Below are 22,933 nucleotides of genomic sequence, written 5' to 3'. Positions count from 1 at the left end.
GTGGTCATTCGGGATTTGCAATGATGTCTGATCAGAACTCACAAGACGAAAACCGACTCATCGCGCAGCGGCGCGAAAAGCTCAAGGCCCTGCGCGAGCGTGGTCAGGCCTTCCCCAACCACTTCCGGCGCGACGCCCTGGCCGCCGAGCTGCAGGCGCGCTACGGGGACAAGAGCAAGGAAGAACTGGAACAGCTCGGCCAGCGCGCGCGCGTGGCCGGACGCATCATGACCAAACGCGGTCCCTTCATGGTGGTGCAGGACATGTCCGGCCGCATCCAGTTCTACGTGGACAAGAAGAAGCTGCCCGCCGAGCTGCTCGAGCAGATCAAGCTGTGGGACATCGGCGACATCGTCGGCGGCGAGGGCGTGATCCACAAGTCGGGCAAGGGCGACCTGTACATCTACCTCGACGAGGCGGTGCTGCTCACCAAGGCGCTGCGTCCCTTGCCCGAGAAGTGGCACGGCCTGGCCGACCAGGAACAGCGTTATCGCCAGCGCTACGTGGACCTGATCGTCAACGAGGAGAGTCAGCGCACCTTCGTGCTGCGCTCGCGCATCATTCACTACATCCGCGAATACTTCAATGCGGCGGGCTTCCTCGAGGTGGAGACGCCGATGATGCAGGTGATCCCGGGCGGCGCTACCGCGCGGCCCTTCGTCACCCATCACAACGCGCTGGACATGGCGCTCTACCTGCGCATTGCGCCCGAGCTGTATCTCAAGCGTCTGGTGGTCGGTGGCTTCGAGAAGGTCTACGAGATCAACCGCAACTTCCGTAACGAGGGGCTGTCCACGCGGCACAATCCCGAGTTCACCATGATCGAGTTCTACGAGGCCTACGTCGATTACCATCACCTGATGGACCGCACCGAGGAGCTGCTGCGCGGTATCGCGCGCGATGTGATCGGCTCGGAGCAGATCGAATACCAGGGCCAGACCTACGATTTCGGCAAGCCCTTCGCGCGCATGACGGTGAAGGAGTCCATCCTCCACTTCAACCCGGATATCAGCGAGGCCGATCTCGACGACCTGGAGCGTGCGCGTGCCGTGGCCGAGCGCCTGGGCATCCCGCTCAAGGACAGCTATGGCCTGGGCAAGGTGCAGATCGAGATCTTCGAGAAGACCGTCGAGCACCGCCTCGAGGACCCGACCTTCATCACCGCCTATCCCACCGAGGTCTCGCCGCTGGCGCGGCGCAACGACGAGGACCCCTTCGTCACCGACCGCTTCGAGTTCTTCGTCGGCGGGCGCGAGATCGCCAACGGTTTCTCCGAGCTCAACGACCCCGAGGACCAGGCCGAGCGTTTCCGTCGCCAGGTCGAGGAGAAGGAGGCCGGCGACGAGGAGGCCATGCATTTCGACGCCGATTACATCCGCGCGCTCGAGCACGGACTGCCGCCGACCGCCGGCGAGGGCATCGGCATCGATCGCCTGGTGATGCTGTTCACCGATTCGCCCTCGATCCGCGACGTGCTGCTGTTCCCGCACATGCGGCCGGAGAGCTGAGTCCGGGCGCGACGGCATCTCCCGACAGGGGCTTGCTGGCCCCTGACGGCGGGCACCTGTAAGATAGGCGGCCAGCTCAAGAGTGACCCGAAGCATCGCCCATGAACCTCGATTTTCTCGACTTCGAACAGCCGATCGCCGAACTGCAGGCCAAGATCGAAGAACTGCGGCTGGTTGGCACCGACAACGAGATCAACATCCAGGAAGAGATCGAAAAGCTCGAGGGCAAGTCGCGCTCGCTGACCGAATCCATCTTCGCCAAGCTCACCCCCTGGCAGATTTCGCAACTGGCACGCCACCCGCTGCGGCCGTACACCCTGGACTACATCGAGCGCATCGTCGACGACTTCGAGGAGCTGCACGGTGACCGCGCCTTTGCCGACGACTACGCCATCGTCGGTGGCCTGGGGCGTATCGATGGCCGCGCGGTGATGATCATCGGCCACCAGAAGGGACGCGACACCACCGAGAAGATCTACCGCAATTTCGGCATGCCGCGCCCCGAGGGCTACCGCAAGGCATTGCGGCTGATGAAGCTGGCCGAGCGTTTCCGCATCCCGGTCGTCACCTTCATCGACACGCCCGGCGCCTATCCCGGCATCGGTGCCGAGGAACGCGGCCAGTCCGAGGCCGTCGCCCGCAACCTGTGGGAGATGTCAGCACTGCGCACGCCCATCGTCGCCACCGTGATCGGCGAGGGCGGTTCGGGCGGCGCCCTGGCCATCAGTGTGGCCGACAAGCTGATGATGCTGGAGTACGCCACCTACTCGGTGATCTCGCCCGAGGGCTGCGCCTCCATCCTGTGGAAGGACGCCGAGAAGGCGCCGCTGGCCGCCGAGGCCATGGCCATCACCTCCAAGCACCTCAAGAGCCACGGCCTGATCGACGAGATCGTCCCCGAGCCGCTGGGTGGCGCGCACCGTGATCCCGAGCAGATGGCACGCAGCCTGCGCAATGTCCTGGTGCAGACGCTCGACAACCTGGCCGCCGAGCCCCTGGACCGCCTGCTCGAACACCGCTACGAGCGCCTGATGTCCTACGGCATGGTCGCCAACGGCTGATTCTTCCCCGTGGGCTTCGATCCCGAAGCGCTACTGTATCGCCTGTCGCCCCTGCCTGCTCCCACCGGCTGGCTGATCGCCTTCAGTGGCGGTCTCGATTCCAGCGTGTTACTGCATGCCGCGGCCGCATTGCGCGAGCGCCTGGCGGGGCCGCTGCGTGCCGTGCATGTGCATCATGGCCTGCAGCCGGAGGCCGATCAGTGGGCGGCGCACTGCCGCACGGTGTGCGCACGCCTCGAGGTGCCGCTGGAGGTGCTGCATCTGCACCTCGAGATCCCCGCGGGCGAGAGTCCGGAAGCGGCTGCACGCGCGGCCCGTTACCGCGCCATCGCCGGGGTGCTGCGCCCTGGCGAGATGCTGCTGCTGGCCCAGCATCGCGACGATCAGGCCGAGACCCTGCTGCTGCAACTGCTGCGCGGTGCCGGAGTGGCCGGGCTGACCGGCATGCCGCGCTGCCGGCGCTGGGCGAGCGGCTGGCAGGCGCGCCCCCTGCTCGATTTTTCGCGCGCGGCGTTGCGCCAATGGGCAGAAACGCGGGGGCTGGATTGGATCGAGGATCCGAGCAATGCCGATCTACGCTTCGACCGCAATTTCCTGCGCCACCGGGTATTGCCGCTGTTGCGCGAACGCTGGCCCGGTGCGGACAAGGCGCTGGCGCGCAGCGCGGCCCTGCTGGGCGAGACCCGAGACCTGCTCGACGACTGCGTCGCCGGGGCCCTGGCCGGGTGTCGCGCCGGGAGTGGGCTCTCTGTCGCCGCGCTGCGTGAACTCGCCGTACCGATGCGCGCGGAGGTGGTGCGCGCCTGGCTGCGCGATGGCGGCTGGCCGTTGCCCGACCAGGGGCGCCTGCAGACGATCGACCGCCAGCTGATCGAGAGCGAGGCCGGCACGGCGCCGCAGGTGGCCTGGGCCGACGTGAGCCTGCGCCGTTATCGCGGGTGCCTGTATGCCGTGCCGAATCCCTTGCCGGCGCCGCCGACCGGCGAGCGGGTCTGGCCGGCGCCGACACCACTCGACCTGGGGCCGGGACGGGGACGGCTGCTGGCCTTGCCGGCGGCGCGGGGAATTCCTGTGCATTGCTGGGAGGCGGGTCGGGTACGGGTGCGCTGGGGCGAGTCCGGCTGGCGCTGCCGCCCCCCGGGCCGCCGAGGTCATCGGAGCGCGCGCAAGTTGTACCAGGAACTCGGTGTGCCCGCCTGGGTGCGACCCCATGTGCCGCTGATCTTCGTCGATGAGCGACTGGTGGCGGTCGGGGGCTTCTCCTTGTGCGAGCTGCCGCTGGCACGGCCGGGCGAGATCTGTTATCGCCCGGCGTGGCGGGAGGCGGTGGTCTGGCCGCCAACCGGGGAGGAAGACGATGGGATTTCGTGACAGTCATGCCGCGCACCATCCGGTGCAGGGATTGCTGGTGAACCTGTTGCTGGTCGCGGCGCTGGTGCTGTTGCTGATCGGCCTGCGCACACCGCTGCTGACCGTCGAGCAGTTCTACTTCTTTCGCAACACGGTCAGCCTGTGGTCGGGCCTGCAACAGCTGCGCGCCGAGGGCGAATGGGGCCTGTTCGTGCTCATCGGGGCGTTCAGCGTGGTGTTTCCCGTGGTCAAGATCCTGCTGCTGGCGCTGGTCTGGAACTTCGGGCGCGAAGGCTGCCGGGCGCACGCCCGCCACCTGCACTGGCTGGCCGAGTACGGGCGCTGGTCCATGCTGGACGTGTTCGTGGTGGCGCTGATCGTGGTCACCGTCAAGCTCGGCGTGCTGGCGCAGGCACGGGTGGAGCCGGGGATCTACTGGTTCTCGGCCAGCGTGGTGCTCACCATGCTGCTGGCGCACTGGATCGGACATCATGCCAACGGCGCTGCCAGCCGGTAGAATGCACGCGCAGGTTCAGGCAACAGGGAACAGGGCGAATGACACGACAGGGAGCGACCATTCTGGTGACCGGCGGCGCCGGTTATAATCGGCAGCCATACCTGCGTGGAGCTGCTCGAGGCAGGCCACGAGGTGGTGGTGTTGGACAACCTGAGCAACAGCAGTCCCGAGGCGTTGCGCCGGGTGCAGGAGATCACCGGGCGCAAGCTGACTTTCGTCGAGGGTGACATCCGGGATCGCGCGGTATTGCGCGGGCTGCTGGCCGGGCGGGCGATCGACGCGGTGATCCATTTCGCCGGGCTCAAGGCGGTAGGCGAGTCGGTGGAGCAGCCGCTGGCCTATTACGACAACAATGTCGGCGGCACCGTGATCCTGCTCGAGGAGTTGCGCGACGCGGGGGTGAAGCGCTTCGTGTTCAGTTCCTCGGCCACGGTCTATGGCGACCCGGCCAGCCTGCCCATCCGCGAGGATTTTCCGCTCTCGGCCACCAACCCCTACGGCCGCTCCAAGCTGATGATCGAAGACATGTTGCGTGACCTGCAGCGTGCCGATCCGGCCTGGGACATCGCCATCCTGCGCTATTTCAATCCAGTCGGCGCGCACCCCAGCGGGCGCATCGGCGAGGACCCCAACGGCATCCCCAATAACCTGATGCCCTATATCGCCCAGGTCGCGGTGAAGCGCCTGCCGAAGCTGCGGGTGTTCGGCGGTGACTACCCGACCCGGGATGGCACCGGGGTGCGCGATTACATTCACGTGGTGGACCTGGCGCGCGGTCACCTGGCGGCGCTGGACAAGCTGCGCGAATCGCCGGGGCTGCTGACCTGCAACCTGGGCACCGGGCAGGGTTACTCGGTGCTGGAGATGGTGAGCGCCTTCGCTGCGGTCTCGGGGCGCGAGATCCCCTACGAGATCGTCGATCGGCGTCCCGGTGATATTGCCGCCTGCTGGGCCGATCCGGCGCTGGCGCGCGAACAGCTGGGCTGGCAGGCCGAGCACGGGCTGGAGGCGATGTGTGCCGACACCTGGCGCTGGCAATGCGCCAACCCCGCGGGCTACGCGATACCGGCGACATCCTGACAGGCTGACCTTCCTCCACCCTGACAGGGCCGCGGACCCTGTCAGGGGAGGGACGGCAGGCGAGAGGGGCTCAGGTCTCGTCCCGGCGGTTGTAGACGTCCTCGAAGCGCACGATGTCGTCCTCGCCCAGGTAGCTACCCGACTGCACCTCGATGATCTCCAGGGGCACCTGGCCGGGGTTCTCCAGCCGGTGTCGGGTGCCGATGGGGATATAGGTCGACTGGTTCTCGGTGAGCAGGAAGGTCTCGTCGCCACGGGTCACCCGCGCGGTGCCGCGCACCACGATCCAGTGCTCGGCACGGTGGTGATGCATCTGTAACGACAGCGAGGCGCCGGGCTTGACGGTCAGGCGCTTGACCTGGAATCGGTGTCCCTGGTCGATGCCCTCGAAGGTACCCCAGGGACGGTGCACGCAGCGGTGGAACTCGTGTTCGCTACGGCCTTCGGCCTTCGGCCTTCGGCCTTCGGCCTGCAGGCGCTCGGCGATCTGCTTGACTTCCTGGGCGTGCGACTTGTCGGCGACCAGCACCGCGTCGGGGGTTTCGACCACCACCAGATCCTTGATGCCCACCGCGGCCAGCATGCGGTGCTGCGAGAACAGCAGGTTGTTCTGCGCGTCCAGGGTCATGACATCGCCATGTATCGCGTTGCCCTGTTCGTCCTGGTGCGAGACTTCCCACAGCGCCTCCCAGGCCCCGATGTCCGACCAGCCGGCATCCAGCGGCACCACCACGCAGTCCCCGCCCTGGCGTGACAGCGGCTCCATCACCGCATAGTCGATGGAATCGGACGGGCAGGCGGCGAAGGCCTCGGCGTCCACGCGGACAAAGTCGAGATCCTGCCGTCCGCCGGCATGGGCCGCCGTTACGGTCTGGTGGATCTCGGGAGCGAAGGACTCGATCAGTTCCAGCCAGCGTGTGGCGCGCACCATGAAGATGCCGCTGTTCCACAGGTAGCCACCGTCGCGCAGGTAGCGCTCGGCCGTCTCCTGGTCGGGTTTTTCGACGAAGGCATCGAGCTGGTGCACTCCGTCATCGAGTGCCTCACCCTGGCGGATATAGCCATAACCCGTGTGCGCTGTCTGGGGCACGATGCCGAAGGTGACCACCCTCTCGTCGGCGGCCTGATGCACGCCGGTCTCGAGTGCCCGGGTAAAGGCCTGCTCGTCCCGGATCACGTGATCGGCCGGCATCACCAGCAGGACGGGATCGCCGATCTCGCGCGTGGCGTGCAGGGCTGCGAGGGTCAGTGCCGGGGCCGTGTTGCGGCCCACCGGCTCGAGCAGGATGCCGCTGGCCGGCCGGCCACAGGCGAGCAGCTGGTCGGCGACCAGGAAACGGTGCATCTCGTTGCACACTACCAGCGGTGCGGCCACCTCGTGGCCGGACAGTCCGTCGCAGCGCAGGGCGGTGGTCTGCAACAGGGTGAGGTCGTCCACCAGGTTGTGGAACTGCTTGGGAAAGGCCCGGCGGGACAGTGGCCACAGGCGGGTTCCCGCGCCTCCGGAGAGGATCACGGGCAACAGCACGGATGACATCGGGTCGGCACTCCTTGTCAGCAACGTCTCGGACGCGCAACGCTACGACCCAGCCGGGAGATTGTCAAAAAGGTCGGGTTTTCAGCGGCCCGGGCAGAAGCGGCTTCCCACCGCGAACATTCGGCCCGAGGTCGGGCCTTCTACTGTAGGCGCGGCGTCCTCGCCACGAACCCGCAATGTCTCATTCAGCAACGTAGAAGATACCGAAGTCCTGTTATGCAGCGTAATTTTGTCGCGAGAGTGCTATCTTCGGGTAACCACCGAATAAATAACGGTGGAAGGGGGGACGCCCGGAAATCGAACAAGAAGGAACCAGGTGACAAAGGGGTTTTACTTCTCCTCGCCCGCAAGCGGGGGAGGAACCTGGTCGGGGGTTCCAGAACAAGAGTGAGAATGGAGAAGAGACATGTTGACAGCCGAGCTGATGAATCAGCCGGGCGTGATCGCGGCGGGAGAGTATTCCTATCGTGGTGATCGCTTCAGCTACAAGGGCGAAATCGATGAGGAGATGGCGCGCATGGCTTCCATCATGTGTCGCGCCACCACCATGAGCGAACACATGCAGGTCGGGATGCTCGAGCAGTTCTGTCCCGGTTGCGGCAGTTCGCCGCCGCACGGTTGGATCGTGCGCGGGCCGATGTTCACGGTCTGCAACGTGGCCAATGTATACGCCTTTCTGCACAACCAGACGGCATCGCTCAACGACATCATGGCACTGATGCAGAAGCGATTGGCTGACGAGGCTATCGATACTGGTGTGATGGGTACTGAGACAACCCTGAGTAAAGCGACACTCAGCGGGCCTCAGGGCGTCCATCCACGGTGTTGCTCTGGCTTGACATGGAATCACCATGCCTGCTGCCTGTGCGCCTTGTGGCTGAACGCCCTGAGGCCCGCCCAGGGGGAGCGCTCTGAGCGTTGCTTTACTTAGGGTTGTCTCAGTAACAACGACAGATAACAAAGAACACAATAAGGAGAGAGAGATGGCGGATCTGGATCAACTGATGGCGATCGACGGCGCGCTGGCCGCGTTCGAGATGAATGAGCAGGGCGAGCTGCAGCAGCACCGCATCGCCGAGGGCAGCGTACTCGACGAGCGCACCCTGGACCTGCTGGGGCACATGTGTGTGGCGAACATGGCGATAGCCACCATGCAGGCACGGGGCTGGGAAGCTTCCTTTGGCGACCAGGGCTTCTATCCCGTCAACGGGTTCACCCTGGTGGGCCTGAAGTGGTCGGCGGTGACCAACGGGCGCCATGCCGTGGTGGTGAGCAAGGAATCGGCGGACTACGAGAAGGCCTACGAGGTGCTTGGTGTCAGGGGAGGTGCGGCGTGATCAAGCGATTGCTCGCGGTGGATGGTGTGGTTGCGGCCTGTCAGTTTCGTGACGATGGCGCCTTCGTCGAAGGCTACGGGCTGATGCCGGACGAACAGTTGCAGGCCCTGGCGCACTTTGCGCACGACTACAAGCGTATCGTTCAGGGCAATGCCGACCAGCTGGCAATGTTCACCGATGTTGACGGCTGGACCCCGCCGGGGGGCTGGATCGTGCGTGGTGCCGGGATGACCGTGTGCAGCGTGGGCAACCTGGTGTGCGTGTTCGAGAACGCCGAAGGCAATCCGACCGAGGTGATGCGACAGCTGGGCGAGGCGGCAAGTTACTGAACTGCACGTTGGGGTGAGCGGAGGGGCCGGCCCGTGGCTGCTCTCGGGCCCCGGCCGTTGTATCATTGCGCGATCCGTTTGTCCGCAAACCGAGGAAATTCATCATCGTTACGCCTGCCGTCATCCCGCGGGATCAGCATTGCATCTCCAGGGCCAATATCTCCAAGGCCGCCCTGAAGGTGCTGTACCGCCTGAAGGATGCGGGTTACGACGCCTACCTGGTGGGCGGCGGGGTGCGCGACCTGCTGCTGGGGCGCGAGCCCAAGGACTTCGACGTGGCCACCAACGCCACGCCGGAGCAGGTCAAGGCGACCTTTCGCAACTGTCGCCTGATCGGTCGGCGCTTCCGCCTGGCGCATGTGCATTTCGGGCGCGAGATCATCGAGGTGGCCACCTTCCGCGCCAACCGTCCCGCCGACGAGGCCCTGGCGCATACCGACAACGGCATGATCCTGCGCGACAACGTCTACGGCACCATCGAGGAAGATGCCCTGCGCCGAGATTTCACGGTCAACGCGCTGTACTACAACATCCGCGACTTTTCGGTGGTCGATTACGCCGGTGGCATGCAGGATCTGAACGAGGGCGTGTTGCGCCTGATGGGCGACCCCGAAACCCGTTACCGTGAAGACCCGGTGCGCATGCTGCGCGCCGCGCGCTTTGCCGCCAAGCTGGGCTTTCGCCTGCATCCCGATACCGAGGCGCCGATCGCCGACCTGACCGGACTGCTTGCCGACGTGCCGCCGGCGCGCCTGTTCGAGGAGGTCCTCAAGCTGTTCATGGCGGGCTATGGCGTGGCCTCGTTCGAGAAACTGCGCCAGTACGGCCTGTTCGCCCAGCTGTTCCCCGATACCGAGGCGGCGCTGGCGACCGAAGAGGAGGGCTTTCCGCACACCATGGTGTTGCAGGGCCTGAAAGATACCGACGAGCGAGTGCGCCAGGACAAGCCCGTCACCCCGGCCTTTCTGTTCGCGGTGCTGCTCTGGGAGCCGGTGCGTCTGCGCGCGCAGGCGCTGGAGGCCGAGGGACTGGCGCCCTATACCGCTTTGCAGGTGGCCGCGGGCGACCTCGTCGAACGGCAATTGACACGGGTGGCCATTCCGCGGCGCTTCAGCACGCCGATGCGTGAGATCTGGACCCTGCAATCGCGGTTTCGCAACACCAAGGGAAAGCGCCCCCAGCGCCTGGCTGCCCATCCGCGGTTCCGTGCAGCCTACGATTTCCTGCTGTTGCGTGCACGCGCCGGCGAGGCCGACCCGGCGCTGGCCGAATGGTGGACCCGCTTCCAGGAAGAGGGCGGTGCGCCGCCTTCGCCAGCGGCCGACGATGAGACGCCCGCGCGCTCGCGCCGTCGCCGGGGTGGCCGACGGCGCCGACGCAAGGCGGCCCCCGCGGAGTGAGCGCCATGACACGGGTCCATGTCGGGCTCGGCAGCAACCTGGAAGACCCGCGCCGGCAGATCGAGCGTGCCTTCGAGGCCCTGGCGGCTCTGCCCGAGACCGTCCTGGCGGCCCGCTCCTCGCTGTACCGCTCCGCGCCCATGGGGCCCGCCGATCAGCCCGACTACCTGAATGCGGTGGCCGCGCTGGACACGCAACTAGCCCCGCTGCCCCTGCTGGATGCCCTGCAGGAGATCGAGCGGGCGCAACGGCGAGTGCGCGGACGCCGCTGGGGGCCGCGCACCCTGGATCTCGACCTGCTGCTCTATGGCGACCGCCAGATCGACCTGCCACGCCTGCAGGTGCCGCATCCGGGCATGCACCAGCGCTGTTTCGTGCTGCTGCCGCTGCTGGAGGTGGCCGGCGACATCGAGATACCGGAGCGGGGCCGGGTATCGGTGCTGTTGCCGTGCTGCGGGCCGCCGGCGGCCTTTCGTCTGGACGATTGATCCACGGCGCGCGGCTGGTCACAATGCCGCCCAAGAACAAGGGGTACCCCGGATGAACAAGATTACCATCACCACCCTCGAGCGCATGAAGGGCGCGGGCGAGAAGATCGTCGCGATCACCGCCTACGACGCCAGCTTTGCCCGCCTGTGCGAGAACGCCGGCGTCGACTTGCTGCTGGTCGGCGACTCGCTGGGCATGGTGGTCCAGGGGCACGACAGCACGCTGCCGGTAACCGTGGATCACATGGTCTATCACACGGCCTGCGTGGTGCGCGCCACCGAGCGCGCGCTGGTCGTGGCCGACATGCCGTTCATGGCCTATGCCACCACCGATCAGGCACTGGCAACCGCCGCGCGCCTGATGAAGGAAGGTGGCGCACAGATGGTGAAGCTGGAAGGCGGCGTGCCCCAGCTCGAGACGGTGCGTTATCTGACCGAGCGCGGTATCCCGGTCTGTGGCCACCTCGGGTTGACGCCGCAGTCGGTGCACCAGCTCGGCGGCTACCGGGTGCAGGGGCGTGAGCAGGATGCCGCCACCGCCATGCTGGAGGAGGCCGTGGCCCTGCAACAGGCCGGCGCGCAGTTGCTGGTACTCGAATGCGTGCCGCAACGGCTGGCAACCGAGATCAGCAACAATCTGGATATCCCGGTCATCGGCATCGGTGCCGGTGTCGGTACCGACGGGCAGGTGCTGGTGCTCTACGACGTGATCGGCATCAGCGTGAACCGCATCCCGAAGTTCGCGCACGACTTCATGCCGGGGGCGGGCAGCATCGAGGGGGCGGTCCAGGCCTACGTGTCGGCCGTGCGCGAGGGCACCTTCCCGGGCCAGGAGCACACCTTCGAATGAAGACAGTCGAGCGGGTCGAGGCGCTGCGCGAGGCGGTGGCCGGGCTGCGTGCCGATGGTCGGATGGCCTTCGTGCCGACCATGGGCAATCTGCACGCCGGTCACCTGACACTGGTGCGCGAGGCACGCCGGCATGCCGACAGCGTGGTGGTGAGCATCTTCGTCAATCCCCTGCAGTTCGGTCCGAACGAGGACCTCGACAAGTACCCGCGTACTCTCGAGGCCGACCGCCGTGCGCTCGAGGCCGAAGGCGTGGACCTGCTGTTTGCGCCGCCGGTGGAGGTCATGTATCCGGTGTCGCTGGAGCAGCAGACACGGGTCGAGGTGCCCGAGATCAGCGCCCTGCATTGCGGTGCTTCCCGCCCCGGGCATTTCGCCGGCGTGGCCACCGTGGTGTGCAAGCTGTTCAACATGGTGCAGCCGGACCTGGCGGTATTCGGCAAGAAGGACTACCAGCAGTTGCTGGTGATCCGGCGCATGGTGCGCGACCTGGCCATGCCAGTGGAAATCCTGGGAGTTGATACGGTGCGTGAATCCGACGGTCTGGCCATGAGTTCGCGCAATCAGTACCTCGACGCGGCCGAGCGCCGCATTGCCCCACGGCTGTATGCCACGCTGTGTGCAGCGGCCGACCGTGTGGCCGGGGGGGGGCGCGACTGGGACAGGCTGGCGGACTGGATCCGGGGTGAGCTGGACAGTGCGGGTTTTCGTACCGACTATGCCGTGGTGGTGGATGCCGCCACCCTGCTGCCGCCAACGGACAGGAGTGACAGGCTGGTGATTCTGGTTGCCGCCTGGCTCGGCAAGGCACGCCTGATCGACAATCTGGAGATGGAAATCAAGTGACTGGAACGACGTACCGGATTCCGATTCTTCTGGCCTTCTTCCTGGCTTTCCTGAGCCTGGCGACGGTCGCGGCAGAAACACCGGCAGAGACGCCACCGGCGAGCGCGTCCAAGGCGCCGCCCGCACATCTGGCCTCGCCGCGCGAGACCCTGCGCACCTTCCTGAGCGCCATGAACGACATCAAGCGCGGGGATGCCAGGCGCATCCAGGATGCCCTGGAGACGCTGGACCTGTCGCAGATCAGTGCCCCGGTGCGCCGCGAGATCGGAGAGAAGCGTGCCTGGATGCTGCTCGAGATCATGGATCGCACGCGCAAGGTGAATCTCAAGCGGGTGCCCAAGCGCCCGGACGGCAGCGAATGGACCTTCGCCCGTTACGACGACGGCATCATCCGCCTGCGCCGCCAGGAAGACGGGCGCTGGCTGTTCGACGCCTCGACCATCGAGCAGTTGCCGAAGATCTACGACCGGGTTGCCAGTCGGGCGCCGGTGAAGGGGCTGGACGACAATGCCGACTACCTGCCCTGGGAGATCCGCCTGCAACGCATGATGCCCGAGGTGCTGCGGCACAAGACCTTCCTGCTGGAGAACTGGCGCTGGGCGGCGTTGCTGCTGGTGATCGTGCTCGGCGTGCTCGCCGACTGGAGTGTGAGCCGTGCGTTGCGACGCTTCATGCGCCGCTGGATGCGTCGCAACCCCGGCGATTATGCGGCGGTGGCAGACGGTGAGAACCGCCTGCGCCCGCTGGGCATGGTGGTCATGGCCGGCATCTGGTGGGCCGGCATCAACGCCATTGGCCTGCCGGAACTGGCGCTGCTGATCCTGCTGGTGGCGGTCAAGACCCTGGCCAGTCTGGCCGCGGTCTGGGCGGCCTACCGGGTGGTGGATATCTTCGCGGTCTGGTTGCGCGCCCGTGCCGCGGCCACCGACAACAAGATCGACGACGTGCTGGTTCCGCTGATCACCCGTTCGCTGAAGATCTTCGTCACGGTGGTCGGCCTGGTGTTCATCGCCGACAACCTCAACATCGACATCACCGGGCTGCTGGCCGGCCTCGGGCTGGGCGGCCTGGCCTTCGCCCTGGCCGCCAAGGACATGGTGCAGAATCTGTTCGGCTCGGTGACCGTACTGCTCGATCGCACGTTCACCGTGGGCGACTGGATCGTGCTCGACGACGTGGAAGGCACGGTGGAACACATGGGCTTCCGCAGCACGCGCATCCGTACCTTCTACAACTCGCTGGTGACCATCCCCAACTCGCGCTTCATCACCGCCAAGGTGGACAATATGGGGGCGCGCCGCTACCGGCGCTACAAGGCGCATTTCGGGCTCGCCTACGACACCCCGCCGGCGCGTGTCGAGGCCTTCTGCGAGGCCCTGCGCGAACTGGTGCGCGAGCATCCCTACATGCGCAAGGACTACTTCCACATCTACCTCAACGACCTGGGCGACAGCGCCCTGTCGGTGTTGATCTACGTCTTCTGGCAGACGCCCGACTGGAGCACCGAGTTGCGCGAGCGGCACCGCTTCCTGCTCGACTGCCTGCGCGTGGCGCGCGAGCTGGGCGTGGAATTCGCCTATCCCACGCAGACGCTGTACCTGCGCAACGAGGATTACGAACCGCCACAACCCGGCCAGCCGCCGCTTTCCGAGGCGGCCGATCATGGGCGCGAGGCCGCGCGCCGCGTGGTGCAACAGACCCGGCAGGCCTTGGGAACGGAATGATGCGACGCCCTGGCCTGCTGCTCCTGCTCATGGTGCTGTGGCTGGGCGAGACATATGCCATCGACGGGGCCCTGGACGATGGTCGTCTGGCACTGGAATTGGGCGACTATGCCCGCGCCAGGGCGCTGCTCGAACCCCTGCAGGCCCGGGGTGTGCCGCGCGCGGCCTTCTACCTGAGCCTGATCTACCAGAAGGGGCTGGGCGTGGAGGCGGATCCCGAACGGGCGCATCGCCTGTTGCGGCAGGCCGCCGATGCCGGTGATCCGCTGGCCCAGTACAACCTGGGTAACGAATACCTGCGCGAGGGTACCGAGGCCGGCACCGCACGCGCCGCTGCCTTGTGGCGTCAGGCGGCGGAACAGGGTCTGGTGCTGGCGCAACACAACCTGGGCAGCCTGTATGCACTGGGCAAGGGGGTAGAGCGCGATCTCGAGCAGGCGCGCTACTGGTACCGGATGGCGCAACGCAACGGTTCCACGCGATCTGCCGAGGCGCTCGCCGCACTCGACAAGCTGCAGGACGAAACCGGGGAAGGGCAGGACGCCGGCACAATCGTGGTGAACGCCGCCTGGCTGGAGGCGCGTCGGGACAAGGAGTTCACCTTGCAACTGATGGCCACGCGTGATCGCGCGGTATTGCAAGAGCTGGTGGGGTTCCGGAGCTGGCAACGCCCCCTGTTGCGTTACCGGATTCGCGCTGGCGACGGGCAGGTCCTGTGGGCACTGGGATACGGCATCTTTGCCGATGCGAAGCAGGCGGTGCGGGCCCGCCTGGAATTGCCTCCGTCGCTCCGCCGCAACGATCCCTGGCCGCGCAGCCTGGCCGGCATTCGCGAGCGCCTGGCCGAGTAGCGCTTCAGCCGGAGAGCAGCGAACGGACTTCGGCGATCTGCTCGGCCGGGCCTTCCATTTCCAGCACGGTGATCTCGGTGTCTACCCCGACCCGCGCAAAGGCGCTGTAGTTGGGCCATTCCATCGGGCTGGTATCCGCATCCAGCTTGCCGCTGGAGGCCAGGTGTTCCAGCCGCGCGACCAGTACCAGGTCGGCGTAGTCGGCCCTTTCGCGTTCGCGCTTCAGGTCCAGGCAGGCCACTGGTACCTCGACCAGGCAATCGGCGAACTGCCATTCGCGCAGCATGTCGCGCCCGAGTGCCGGGGCGATCTCGTTGAGCAGGCGCTCGACCAGTGTCCGGTCCGTGTCGAAGCCCAGTTCCAGGTCGAGCTTGGTGAGTACCGGCAGGGCTCCGATGTTGTGGATCAGCCCGGCGAGCATGGCCTGTTCGGGTTCGAGGCCGCGCACGTTGGTGGCCAGTACCCGGGCGATGGCGGCAGCCTCCACGCTGTCGTTCCAGATGCGGCGGAAGGCATGGTCCAGTGCGTCGGAGGTGGCCTGGAACATCTGTTTCATGGCCAGGCTGATGACCAGGTTCCTGACCAGCTTCAGCCCCATGCGGGTGACCGCCATCTGGATATTGTCGATGCTGCGTGCACCGCGATAGAGAGCGCTGTTGGCGACTTGCAGCAGGCGCGTAGTGAGTGCCGGGTCCTGGGTCACGATCTCGGCGATGGTCGCCGCATTGCTGTCTTCGTTCTCGACCGCTTCGCGCACCCGCAGCGCGACCTCGGGCAGGGTTGACAACTGGATACGGTTGGCAGCAATGTCTTCGCGGATCTGTTCGGCGAAGGCGGAGGGGTCGAGTACGGCAGCAGACATGAATGGCTATCCCTTGCAGCGAGATATCCCCTGTATCGGCCAGTTGCGGCGAACTTGAGCCCCGATGAAAAATCCGGGAAATCGCTGAAAAGGCATTTTCTCGTCCTCCCCCGAGCCTGCGCGGGGGAGGCACGTGAACAGCGCTTTCCTGGCGTTACGGGGCACTCACCGTGTAGGGCAGGTCGAGGAAGGTCAGCCGCGGGCCGTCCACGGCGCCCAGGTGCACGTCGCCGGTCTCGGCGACGGCGATCTCGATCACTGCCAGGGCCTCGTAACCGCCGTCCGGTGAGGGGGCGGACGAGACGATGCGTCCAGCACCCTGGCCCGAGCCGCTGTGCGGTGAAAACAGGGCCTCGCCGGGCTCGGGCTGGTGCGTGCTGTCGATGCGCACCCGGTACATGCGGCGCTTGAGTTTGCCCAGGTAGTGCATGCGCGCCACGATCTCCTGGCCGGTATAGCAGCCCTTGGTGAAACTCACGCCTTCGATCGCATGCAGGTTGGTCATCTGAGGGACGAAGGATTCGACCGTGGCCTCGTACACCGTGGGAATGCCGGCGCGGATATCGAGCAATGCCCAGGCGACCGCCGAGGTGGGTCGGGCTGTGGCGGCAGCCTCTTCCCACAGGGCCTGCATGGCCTCGGGCTCGCCCAGCACCTGGAAGCGTGGTCGGTCGCCGGGGATGCGGATCACGGTGTAGCCGTCGAGGCTGTGCACGCCATTGTCCTCGCTCGGCGGATCGATGGGCAGCAGGCCGGGGGCGCAGTCGCCCGACAGTTCAATGCGCGCCAGCCTGTCGCTGGCATCCTCGATCTGCACCTTCGAGCGCAGCACGAACATGCGCAGCCGTTGCAGGCTGGCTGCCAGACGTTCGGCGGGGACCATCAGCAACAGCACGTCATCGCGCTCGAAGACACGGAAGCTTGCCAGCATGCGTCCCTTGGGACTGCAATAGGCGCTGAGCTGGCTGTGGGTGACATCGACCTTGTTGATGTCGTTGGTGAATTGACCCTGCAGGAAGTCGCGCGCGTCTTCTCCGCTCACCTGGATCAGGCCGATGTGCGAGAGATCGGTCAGGGCACAATCGGGTAGGGGACCGTCGTCGAGCTTTTGTTGGTTCAGGAATTCCTGCCAGTCCAGCATGGATGTTCTCCGCAAATCCTCGGGGTGGGCAGGTATCATAGCCAACTTCCGAGTCGAGTTTTCGCAGTCTCCCGAGGGAATTCCACGTGTCCGCATCCATCCGCGCCGGCAGTCTGGTGCTCTACAAGATCCACCCGACCCGGGTCAGCGCGGTGGGCGAGAAGATCGAGATCGAACTGGCCGGCGGCAAGTCGCGCAAGGTGCGTCCCAAGGACATCAGCCTGCTGCACCCGGGGCCTCTGCATTCGCTCGCTGCCCTGGACGCCCCCGAGGCCAATGTCGAGGAGGCCTGGGAGTTGTTGCAGGGCGAGCAGCCAGCCTTCGAGGAACTGGCCGAGCTGGTGTTCGGCGAGTTCACCCCGGCCAGCGCCTGGGCGACCTGGGAGTTGTTGCAGGGCGGCCTGTATTTCACCGGCGCCCCCGGGGCAGTGAAGGTCAATTCCCCCGAGCAGGTCGCCGCGCTGCGCGCCGAACGTGAACGCAAGCAGCGCGAGGCCGAGGAATGGGAAGGCTTTCTCGCCCGCGTGGAGCAGGCGGCGCTCGAGGAGGAGGACCGCAAGCGCCTGGCCGAGGTGGAACGCGTTGCCCTGGGCGATGCCGCGAAGAGCCGCATCCTGGACCATTTCAAGGTGGAGGCCACGCCCGAGGCGGCACACCGATTCCTGTTGCGCTGCGGCTACTGGGCGGCCGAGTACAATCCGTGGCCGCGGCGCGCTGGGGCAGTGCTCGAATCGCCGGAGATCGGCGTGCCGGCCCTGCCCGAGGAAGACCGGCTCGACCTGACTCACCTCGAGGCCTGGGCGATCGACGATGTCGGCAACCAGGACCCGGACGACGCCATCAGCCTGGACGGCGACTACCTGTGGGTACATGTAGCCGATGTGGCTGCCCTGGTGCGTCCCGATGGGCATCTCGATCAGGCGGCGCGCGAGCGCGCGAGCAATCTCTACCTGCCCGAGTGTACCGTCACCATGTTGCCGCCGGCGCTCACCGAGCAGCTGGGCCTGGGCCTGCAGCCGGTCTCCCCGGCACTGTCGATCGGCGTGCGCCTGGTCGATGGCGAGCCGCGTGACATTCGTGTCGAACGCACCTGGGTGAAGGTCTCGCGCACCAGCTACGAGGCGGCCAACGAGCGCCTGAACGAGCCGCTGTTCGCGCGCCTGGCGGAGCTCACCGCCGCCTATCGCGCGCGACGGCTGGCACGCAATGCCGCGCGTATCGACCTGCCCGAGGCCGCGGTGCGCGTGATCGACGGCGAAGTGGTGATCCGCCCGCTGCCCAAGATGCCGGCGCGCGACCTGGTGACCGACGCCATGCTGATGGCCGGCGAGGCGGTGGCCCGCTTCGCCGAGGCCAATGATCTGCCCATCCCCTATGCCATGCAGCCCGAGCCCGAGCCCGAGGAGATCCGCCAGCCGCAGACCCTGGCCGAGATGTACGCCTACCGGCGGTTGTTCAAGCCGAGCAACACGGTACTGCACCCCGAGCCGCACTTCGGCCTGGGGCTGGAGCGTTATGCCCGCGCCACCAGCCCGCTGCGCCGCTATGCCGACCTGCTGGTGCACCAGCAGTTGCGCGCCTTCGTCTCCGGCGGCGATCCCATGTCGCGCGAGACCCTGGCCGAGCGCATCGCCGGCATCGACGTGGCTGGCGGGCGCATTCGCCGCGCCGAGCGCCAGTCGAACCTGCACTGGAAGCTGATCTACCTGCAACGTCACCCGGGCTGGGAGGGCGAGGGGGTGGTCGCCGCGCTCGAGGAGCGCAAGGCCGTGCTCATCATCCCCGAGCTGGCGATGGAGATCCGCATGCGCCTGCACGATCGTTTCGCGCTCGACCAGACGGTGCGCCTGCGCCTCCGCGACCTCGACCTCGCCACCCAGGATGTCTGGTTCCGGGTGGTCTGAATCCGTCGCCAATATTCGCGGCGAGGGTGCTGGCTGTTCGCGGCGGGGACGCCGCTCCTGCGGTCGGATGGTGGGGTTGTCGCAGGAGGCCCGTCCCCGGGCCGAAGGGTTCGCGGCGGGGGCGCCGCTCCTACCGCAGGAGGCCGGTCCTCGGGCCGAATTTTCGCGGCGGGGACGCCGCTTGTATGTTTCCTCTCGATGGGTCAGAAAGGACCTGTCGGGGCGGAGGGACGAACGCCGCATCTGACCTTTGACCTTGAGTACAGACAGTAGGAGAAATCGTCCCGCCCTCACCCCAGCGCCAATAAGGGATCTATCGGCCAATACGGACCGACAATTTTCGCAAGCCAGCGCCTTGGGTGAACCCCGACAAATCCTGCTCTCTACACTAGTCGGGAGGAAACATCATGGCAATGCCTGTGCAACCCCTGCTGATCGGTATCGATGTCAGCAAACAGGGCCTGGATATCTGTGATGACAGCAACGGCCCCGTCCAGTCGATTTCCAATGACCGTCAGTCCATTGCCGCCTGGCTCGATTCGCTGCCACCGGGTCCGGTCGAAATCGCCCTCGAGGCCACCAGCACCTTTCACCTCCTGGTGTGCGAACTCGCCTTCAAGGCCCGCCATACGATCTATCTCATTGATGGCTTCCGCTTGAGTCGCTATCGGGACAGCGTGGGCATCCGGGCCAAGAACGACACCTCCGATGCTCGCCTGCTGCGCCGTTACCTGGTCAATGAGCACGACAGCCTGCGCCCTTGGAGCCCGCCTCCCAAGGCCTATACCACCTTGCTGGGATTGCTCAACCGGCGTGCCGTCATCGTCCAGGCCAAGACCAAACTGCGACAAAGCCTGGCTGATCTGCCAGGCCTCAAGCCACAGATTCAGGCGCTCTTCGATCACTTCAAGACACTTGAAAGAAAGATCGATCAGCAGATCCAGAAATGGCTCGAGAAAGCTGCCTGGAAAGACAGGGCCTTGCGTGTGCAGGCCATCGAGGGCATTTGGCCCCCTCACCGCCGCCGCCCTGGTCACCGCCTTTCAGCGCGGCTCATTCCGCTCCTCCGACGCCTTTATCATGGATGTGCGCGTGCATGATTCCGGTCAGATGCGTGGGCGACGAAAGCTCACCAAGAAAGGCAACGCCGAGTTGCGACGCCTGCTCTACCTCGCTGCCATGCGCGCGTGTCGAACGCCAGCCTGGCGAGATTTCTACCAGCGGTATCTCGACCGCGGCCTGGCGCCGGTCCAGGCCCTGGTCCAGGCCCTGGTCATCCTCGGCAGAAAGCTCGCCAGGGTCGCTTTTGCCATCTTGCGAAATGAAACCGAATATCGGCCAAGAAATCGTTGCATGCAGACATAGGATCTCCTACCCTCGTCCCCGGGCCGAAGGGTTCGCGGCGGGGACGCCGCTCCTACCGCAGGAGGCCGGTCCTTGGGCCGAATTTTCGCGACGGGGACGTCGCTCTTACCCGCAGGAGGCCCGTCCCCGGGCCGAATGTTCGCGACGGGGCGCCGCCCCCACGTGTAGGAGGCCAGTCCTCGGGCCGAACCCGTAAACGGGGGAAGGCACACTGCGCCGTGCCCGTTGGAGGTCGTTCCTGTCAATACCGGCTTGACCGCCAGGGCCGAAAACTGGCCTACTGAAGCCGGATTGTGTTTCAGGAGGCACCATGCCCGGACCACTTCGTACCTGGCTGCTGCCGGCTTTGTTCTTCCCGGCCCTGGTGCTGGCCGCGACCGAGACCGGCAGCGACCCGCAGAGCGGCCTGCGTTTCTGGGAATGGTCGCAGGACGGTGTCTCGGTGCGTCTGGTGCAGCGTCTGCCCGACCAGACCCGGGGCTTTTTCCTGGCGCGTGGTTTCCGCGCCACCGAGGCGGATCGCATTGCCCGGGCCTGCGTGTTCCAGACCATCTTCCGCAACGACGGTGCCCGGCCGGTGGACTTCGATCTGCGCGACTGGCGGGTGCTGCACCAGGGCCGGTCCTCGCGACTGCGCGTGCGCGAGGACTGGGACGCGCTCTGGCCGGCGGATACGGTGTCCAAGGCGGCGCGCATTGCCCTGCGCTGGTCGCTGCTGCCGACCCGCCAGCATTTCGAGCCCGGCGACTACAACTGGGGCATGAGCGCCTACGGGCTGGCGCCGGGCAGCCGTTTCGACCTGCGCCTGGTGATGCACATCGGCGGGCAGCCGGTGGAGGCGCTGTTGCCCGGTATCGAATGCCCCCGCGACGGAGACCAACCATGAAAACGATTTCCCGCTTGTTCGTGCTGCTGTTGCTGACCGGGATCGTGCTGGCGCAAGAGCCCGGGCGCGGCCTGACCCCGATGGAGGGGCGGCCCGAGGCCCCGGGTTTCACCTTGCTGGACCTGGATGGCGAGACCCACCATCTGGCCGACTATCGCGGCAAGGTCGTCATCGTCAACTTCTGGGCTACCTGGTGCCCGCCCTGCCGTGCCGAGATGCCGTCCATGCAGCGTGCCTGGGAAAAACTCCGAGACCAGGGTGTGGTGATGCTCGGTATCGATGTGGGCGAGGACGAGGAGACGGTGTTCCAGTTCCTGGCCGATTACCCGGTGGAGTTCCCCCTGCTGCTGGACCGGGATTCGCGCGTGATCGATGCTTGGGGCGTGCGCGGTCTGCCCACCACCTTCGTGGTCGATCCCGAGGGGCGGCTGGTCTATCGTGCAGTGGGCAGCCGCAAGTGGGACAGCCCGCGCCGCCTGCTGGAGGCGGTACTCGCCCTGCGTCAGTAGGAGCCCAGGCCCCGGGCGAATGGGGCATTTCCCGGGTCCGCAGGGATGGTTCGCGGCGAGGCGGCGGCGCCTGCAGAGGCTGTAGGAGGCCCGTCCCCGGGCCGAACCATTTCCGGGCCGGGTGTTCGCAGCGGGGATGCCGCTCCCACAGGGACGCTGCGTCCACCCGATGTTTTTCCGAGGTGCTATCTTTCGAGTATCAGTGTATCGTCAGATGCTGATCCTTATGCTCGGGACAGGCCCATGAACCCGATACTGCGCGACAATTTCGGCCGTACCATCGACTACCTGCGCCTGTCGGTCACCGACCGCTGCGTCCTGCGCTGCCAGTACTGCATGCCCAAGGGATTCAAGGACTTTGCCGAGCCCGGTGGCTGGTTGAGCTTCGAGGAACTGACACGCCTGGTGGCGGTGTTCGCCCGCCTGGGCCTGCGTCACCTGCGGCTGACCGGCGGTGAACCGCTGGTGCGCCGTGACCTGCCGGTGCTGGTGCGCATGCTCGCCGAGATCCCGGGCCTGGAGGATATCTCGCTCTCCAGCAACTGCATGCGCATGGAGAAACTGGCCGGGCCGCTGGCCGAAGCCGGGGTGAAGCGGCTCAACGTGAGCCTGGACTCGCTGCGTCCGGAGCGTTTCCGCGAGATCACCGGCGGCGGCCGGCTCGACAAGGTGCTGCGCGGCATCGAGGCGGCGCGCGAGGCCGGCATGTGGCCGATCAAGATCAACACCGTCGCCATGAAGGGCTTCAACGACGACGAGTTCGATGACCTGATCGCCTATTGTGTCGAGCACGGCTATGCCCTGCGCTTCATCGAGACCATGCCGGTGGGCGATACCGGCCGACAGGCCCTGGGCAGTTACCTGAATCTGCAGCGGGTGCGCCAGGAGCTGGTCGAGCGGCACGGCCTGGTGCCGGCCTCGATGGTGGGTGCCGGGCCCGCCCGCTATTACCGGGTGCCTGGCAGCGAGACGCGCATCGGCTTCATCACTCCCATCTCCCAGCATTTCTGCGCTACCTGCAACCGGGTACGCCTGTCCTGCGAGGGCGATCTGTTCGCCTGCCTGGGTGACGAGCACCGCTATGGCCTGCGCGAGCCCCTGCGTGCCGGGTGCGGCGACGAGGAACTGGCCGAGCACGTGCTGGCCGCGATCAACCTCAAGCCCGAGCGCCACGAGTTCAATGAGCGCCAGGAGAAGGTGGTGCGTTTCATGTCCATGACCGGGGGGTGAGCCGCAGGTTTGCGGGGAGGGGTCGCGACGCGGACGCCGTTATGTAGGAGGCCCGTCCTCGGGCCGAACCGTTCGTGGCAGATCATTCGCGACGAGGACGTCGCTCCTGCAGGTTCGCAGGAAGCCCGTCCCCGGGGCGAAGCTTCGCTTGATCCGGCG

General features: G+C 66.3%; 20 protein-coding genes and 2 pseudogenes. 19 read left to right on the top strand and 3 right to left on the bottom strand.

Annotation, left to right across the window (positions count from 1 at the left end):
- Positions 1–23: 23 nt before the first annotated feature.
- The 5 genes and pseudogenes from lysS to galE all read left to right on the top strand — a co-directional run bounded on the left by lysS (position 24) and on the right by galE (position 5,516).
- A complete protein-coding gene (lysS, locus tag EBS_RS07545; protein WP_148307699.1) occupies positions 24–1,508 on the top strand; it encodes a lysine--tRNA ligase in 1,485 nt (494 codons plus the stop codon).
- A 101-nt stretch (positions 1,509–1,609) separates the two neighbouring features.
- On the top strand, positions 1,610–2,569 hold the full coding sequence (locus EBS_RS07540) for an acetyl-CoA carboxylase carboxyltransferase subunit alpha (RefSeq protein ID WP_043108058.1): 960 nt from the start codon (positions 1,610–1,612) through the stop codon (positions 2,567–2,569).
- A 9-nt stretch (positions 2,570–2,578) separates the two neighbouring features.
- Positions 2,579–3,940 carry a tRNA lysidine(34) synthetase TilS gene (gene tilS, locus EBS_RS07535; protein WP_052199401.1) on the top strand — a complete coding sequence of 454 codons (1,362 nt, stop codon included), beginning with the start codon at positions 2,579–2,581 and terminating at the stop codon, positions 3,938–3,940.
- The gene (locus tag EBS_RS07530) at positions 3,927–4,436 is read left to right on the top strand and encodes a paraquat-inducible protein A (RefSeq protein WP_171816211.1); all 510 of its coding nucleotides are present in this window, start codon (positions 3,927–3,929) and stop codon (positions 4,434–4,436) included. The genes tilS and EBS_RS07530 overlap by 14 nt, the downstream gene beginning before the upstream one ends.
- A 38-nt stretch (positions 4,437–4,474) precedes the next feature.
- Positions 4,475–5,516: pseudogene (gene galE, locus EBS_RS07525) on the top strand (UDP-glucose 4-epimerase GalE).
- 70 nt (positions 5,517–5,586) lie between these two features.
- On the opposite strand, the gene EBS_RS07520 reads toward galE, so the two are convergent.
- On the bottom strand, positions 5,587–7,053 hold the full coding sequence (locus EBS_RS07520) for a mannose-1-phosphate guanylyltransferase/mannose-6-phosphate isomerase (protein WP_043108056.1): 1,467 nt from the start codon (positions 7,051–7,053) through the stop codon (positions 5,587–5,589).
- A gap of 406 nt (positions 7,054–7,459) precedes the next feature.
- On the opposite strand from EBS_RS07520, the gene EBS_RS13295 reads away from it, so the two are divergent.
- From EBS_RS13295 to EBS_RS12990, 9 genes are all read left to right on the top strand, one after another.
- A complete protein-coding gene (locus EBS_RS13295; protein ID WP_070104725.1) occupies positions 7,460–7,984 on the top strand; it encodes a DUF2173 family protein in 525 nt (174 codons plus the stop codon).
- Between the two features lie 52 nt (positions 7,985–8,036).
- Positions 8,037–8,390, top strand: coding sequence for a DUF2173 family protein (locus EBS_RS07510; protein WP_043108055.1), 354 nt, complete (start codon positions 8,037–8,039; stop codon positions 8,388–8,390).
- Positions 8,387–8,719: a DUF2173 family protein gene (locus EBS_RS07505; protein WP_043108054.1), complete on the top strand. Its 333-nt coding sequence runs from the start codon at positions 8,387–8,389 to the stop codon at positions 8,717–8,719. Before EBS_RS07510 ends, EBS_RS07505 begins: the two co-directional genes overlap by 4 nt.
- A 65-nt stretch (positions 8,720–8,784) precedes the next feature.
- On the top strand, positions 8,785–10,119 hold the full coding sequence (pcnB, locus tag EBS_RS07500) for a polynucleotide adenylyltransferase PcnB (protein ID WP_081999876.1): 1,335 nt from the start codon (positions 8,785–8,787) through the stop codon (positions 10,117–10,119).
- 5 nt (positions 10,120–10,124) lie between these two features.
- Positions 10,125–10,607: a 2-amino-4-hydroxy-6-hydroxymethyldihydropteridine diphosphokinase gene (folK, locus tag EBS_RS07495; RefSeq protein WP_043108053.1), complete on the top strand. Its 483-nt coding sequence runs from the start codon at positions 10,125–10,127 to the stop codon at positions 10,605–10,607.
- A 52-nt stretch (positions 10,608–10,659) separates the two neighbouring features.
- Complete coding sequence (panB, locus tag EBS_RS07490; protein WP_043108051.1) at positions 10,660–11,457, top strand: 3-methyl-2-oxobutanoate hydroxymethyltransferase; 798 nt, start codon at positions 10,660–10,662, stop codon at positions 11,455–11,457.
- Complete coding sequence (panC, locus tag EBS_RS07485) at positions 11,454–12,302, top strand: pantoate--beta-alanine ligase (RefSeq protein WP_043108050.1); 849 nt, start codon at positions 11,454–11,456, stop codon at positions 12,300–12,302. Before panB ends, panC begins: the two co-directional genes overlap by 4 nt.
- Positions 12,299–14,026, top strand: coding sequence for a mechanosensitive ion channel family protein (locus EBS_RS07480; protein ID WP_043108048.1), 1,728 nt, complete (start codon positions 12,299–12,301; stop codon positions 14,024–14,026). The genes panC and EBS_RS07480 overlap by 4 nt, the downstream gene beginning before the upstream one ends.
- Positions 14,026–14,877, top strand: coding sequence for an SEL1-like repeat protein (locus EBS_RS12990; protein WP_052199399.1), 852 nt, complete (start codon positions 14,026–14,028; stop codon positions 14,875–14,877). The genes EBS_RS07480 and EBS_RS12990 overlap by 1 nt, the downstream gene beginning before the upstream one ends.
- A 4-nt stretch (positions 14,878–14,881) precedes the next feature.
- On the opposite strand, the gene EBS_RS07470 is transcribed toward EBS_RS12990, so the two are convergent.
- Together EBS_RS07470 and ygfZ are read right to left on the bottom strand one after the other, a co-directional pair.
- Positions 14,882–15,739, bottom strand: a complete 858-nt coding sequence (locus EBS_RS07470; protein WP_052199398.1) for an HDOD domain-containing protein — start codon at positions 15,737–15,739, stop codon at positions 14,882–14,884.
- Positions 15,740–15,893: 154 nt separating this feature from the next.
- The gene (gene ygfZ / locus EBS_RS07465; RefSeq protein ID WP_043108047.1) at positions 15,894–16,880 is read right to left on the bottom strand and encodes a CAF17-like 4Fe-4S cluster assembly/insertion protein YgfZ; all 987 of its coding nucleotides are present in this window, start codon (positions 16,878–16,880) and stop codon (positions 15,894–15,896) included.
- Positions 16,881–16,966: 86 nt separating this feature from the next.
- Between ygfZ and EBS_RS07460 the strand changes: the two genes are divergently transcribed.
- The 5 genes and pseudogenes from EBS_RS07460 to moaA all read left to right on the top strand — a co-directional run bounded on the left by EBS_RS07460 (position 16,967) and on the right by moaA (position 22,774).
- Entirely contained in the window at positions 16,967–18,784 is a 1,818-nt protein-coding gene (locus EBS_RS07460) for an RNB domain-containing ribonuclease (protein WP_043108046.1), read from the top strand.
- A 407-nt stretch (positions 18,785–19,191) separates the two neighbouring features.
- Positions 19,192–20,149 (top strand): annotated as a pseudogene (locus EBS_RS07455) (IS110 family transposase).
- 310 nt (positions 20,150–20,459) lie between these two features.
- Entirely contained in the window at positions 20,460–21,035 is a 576-nt protein-coding gene (locus EBS_RS07450; RefSeq protein WP_052199397.1) for a hypothetical protein, read from the top strand.
- Positions 21,032–21,544, top strand: a complete 513-nt coding sequence (locus EBS_RS07445; RefSeq protein ID WP_043108045.1) for a peroxiredoxin family protein — start codon at positions 21,032–21,034, stop codon at positions 21,542–21,544. Before EBS_RS07450 ends, EBS_RS07445 begins: the two co-directional genes overlap by 4 nt.
- Before the next feature lie 243 nt (positions 21,545–21,787).
- Positions 21,788–22,774 carry a GTP 3',8-cyclase MoaA gene (moaA, locus tag EBS_RS07440; RefSeq protein ID WP_043108043.1) on the top strand — a complete coding sequence of 329 codons (987 nt, stop codon included), beginning with the start codon at positions 21,788–21,790 and terminating at the stop codon, positions 22,772–22,774.
- Positions 22,775–22,933: the final 159 nt, after the last annotated feature.

The organism is endosymbiont of unidentified scaly snail isolate Monju (assembly GCF_000801295.1).
In the GTDB taxonomy this organism is placed as follows: domain Bacteria; phylum Pseudomonadota; class Gammaproteobacteria; order Chromatiales; family Chromatiaceae; genus MONJU.
This window is presented reverse-complemented; position numbering and strand designations above follow the sequence as displayed.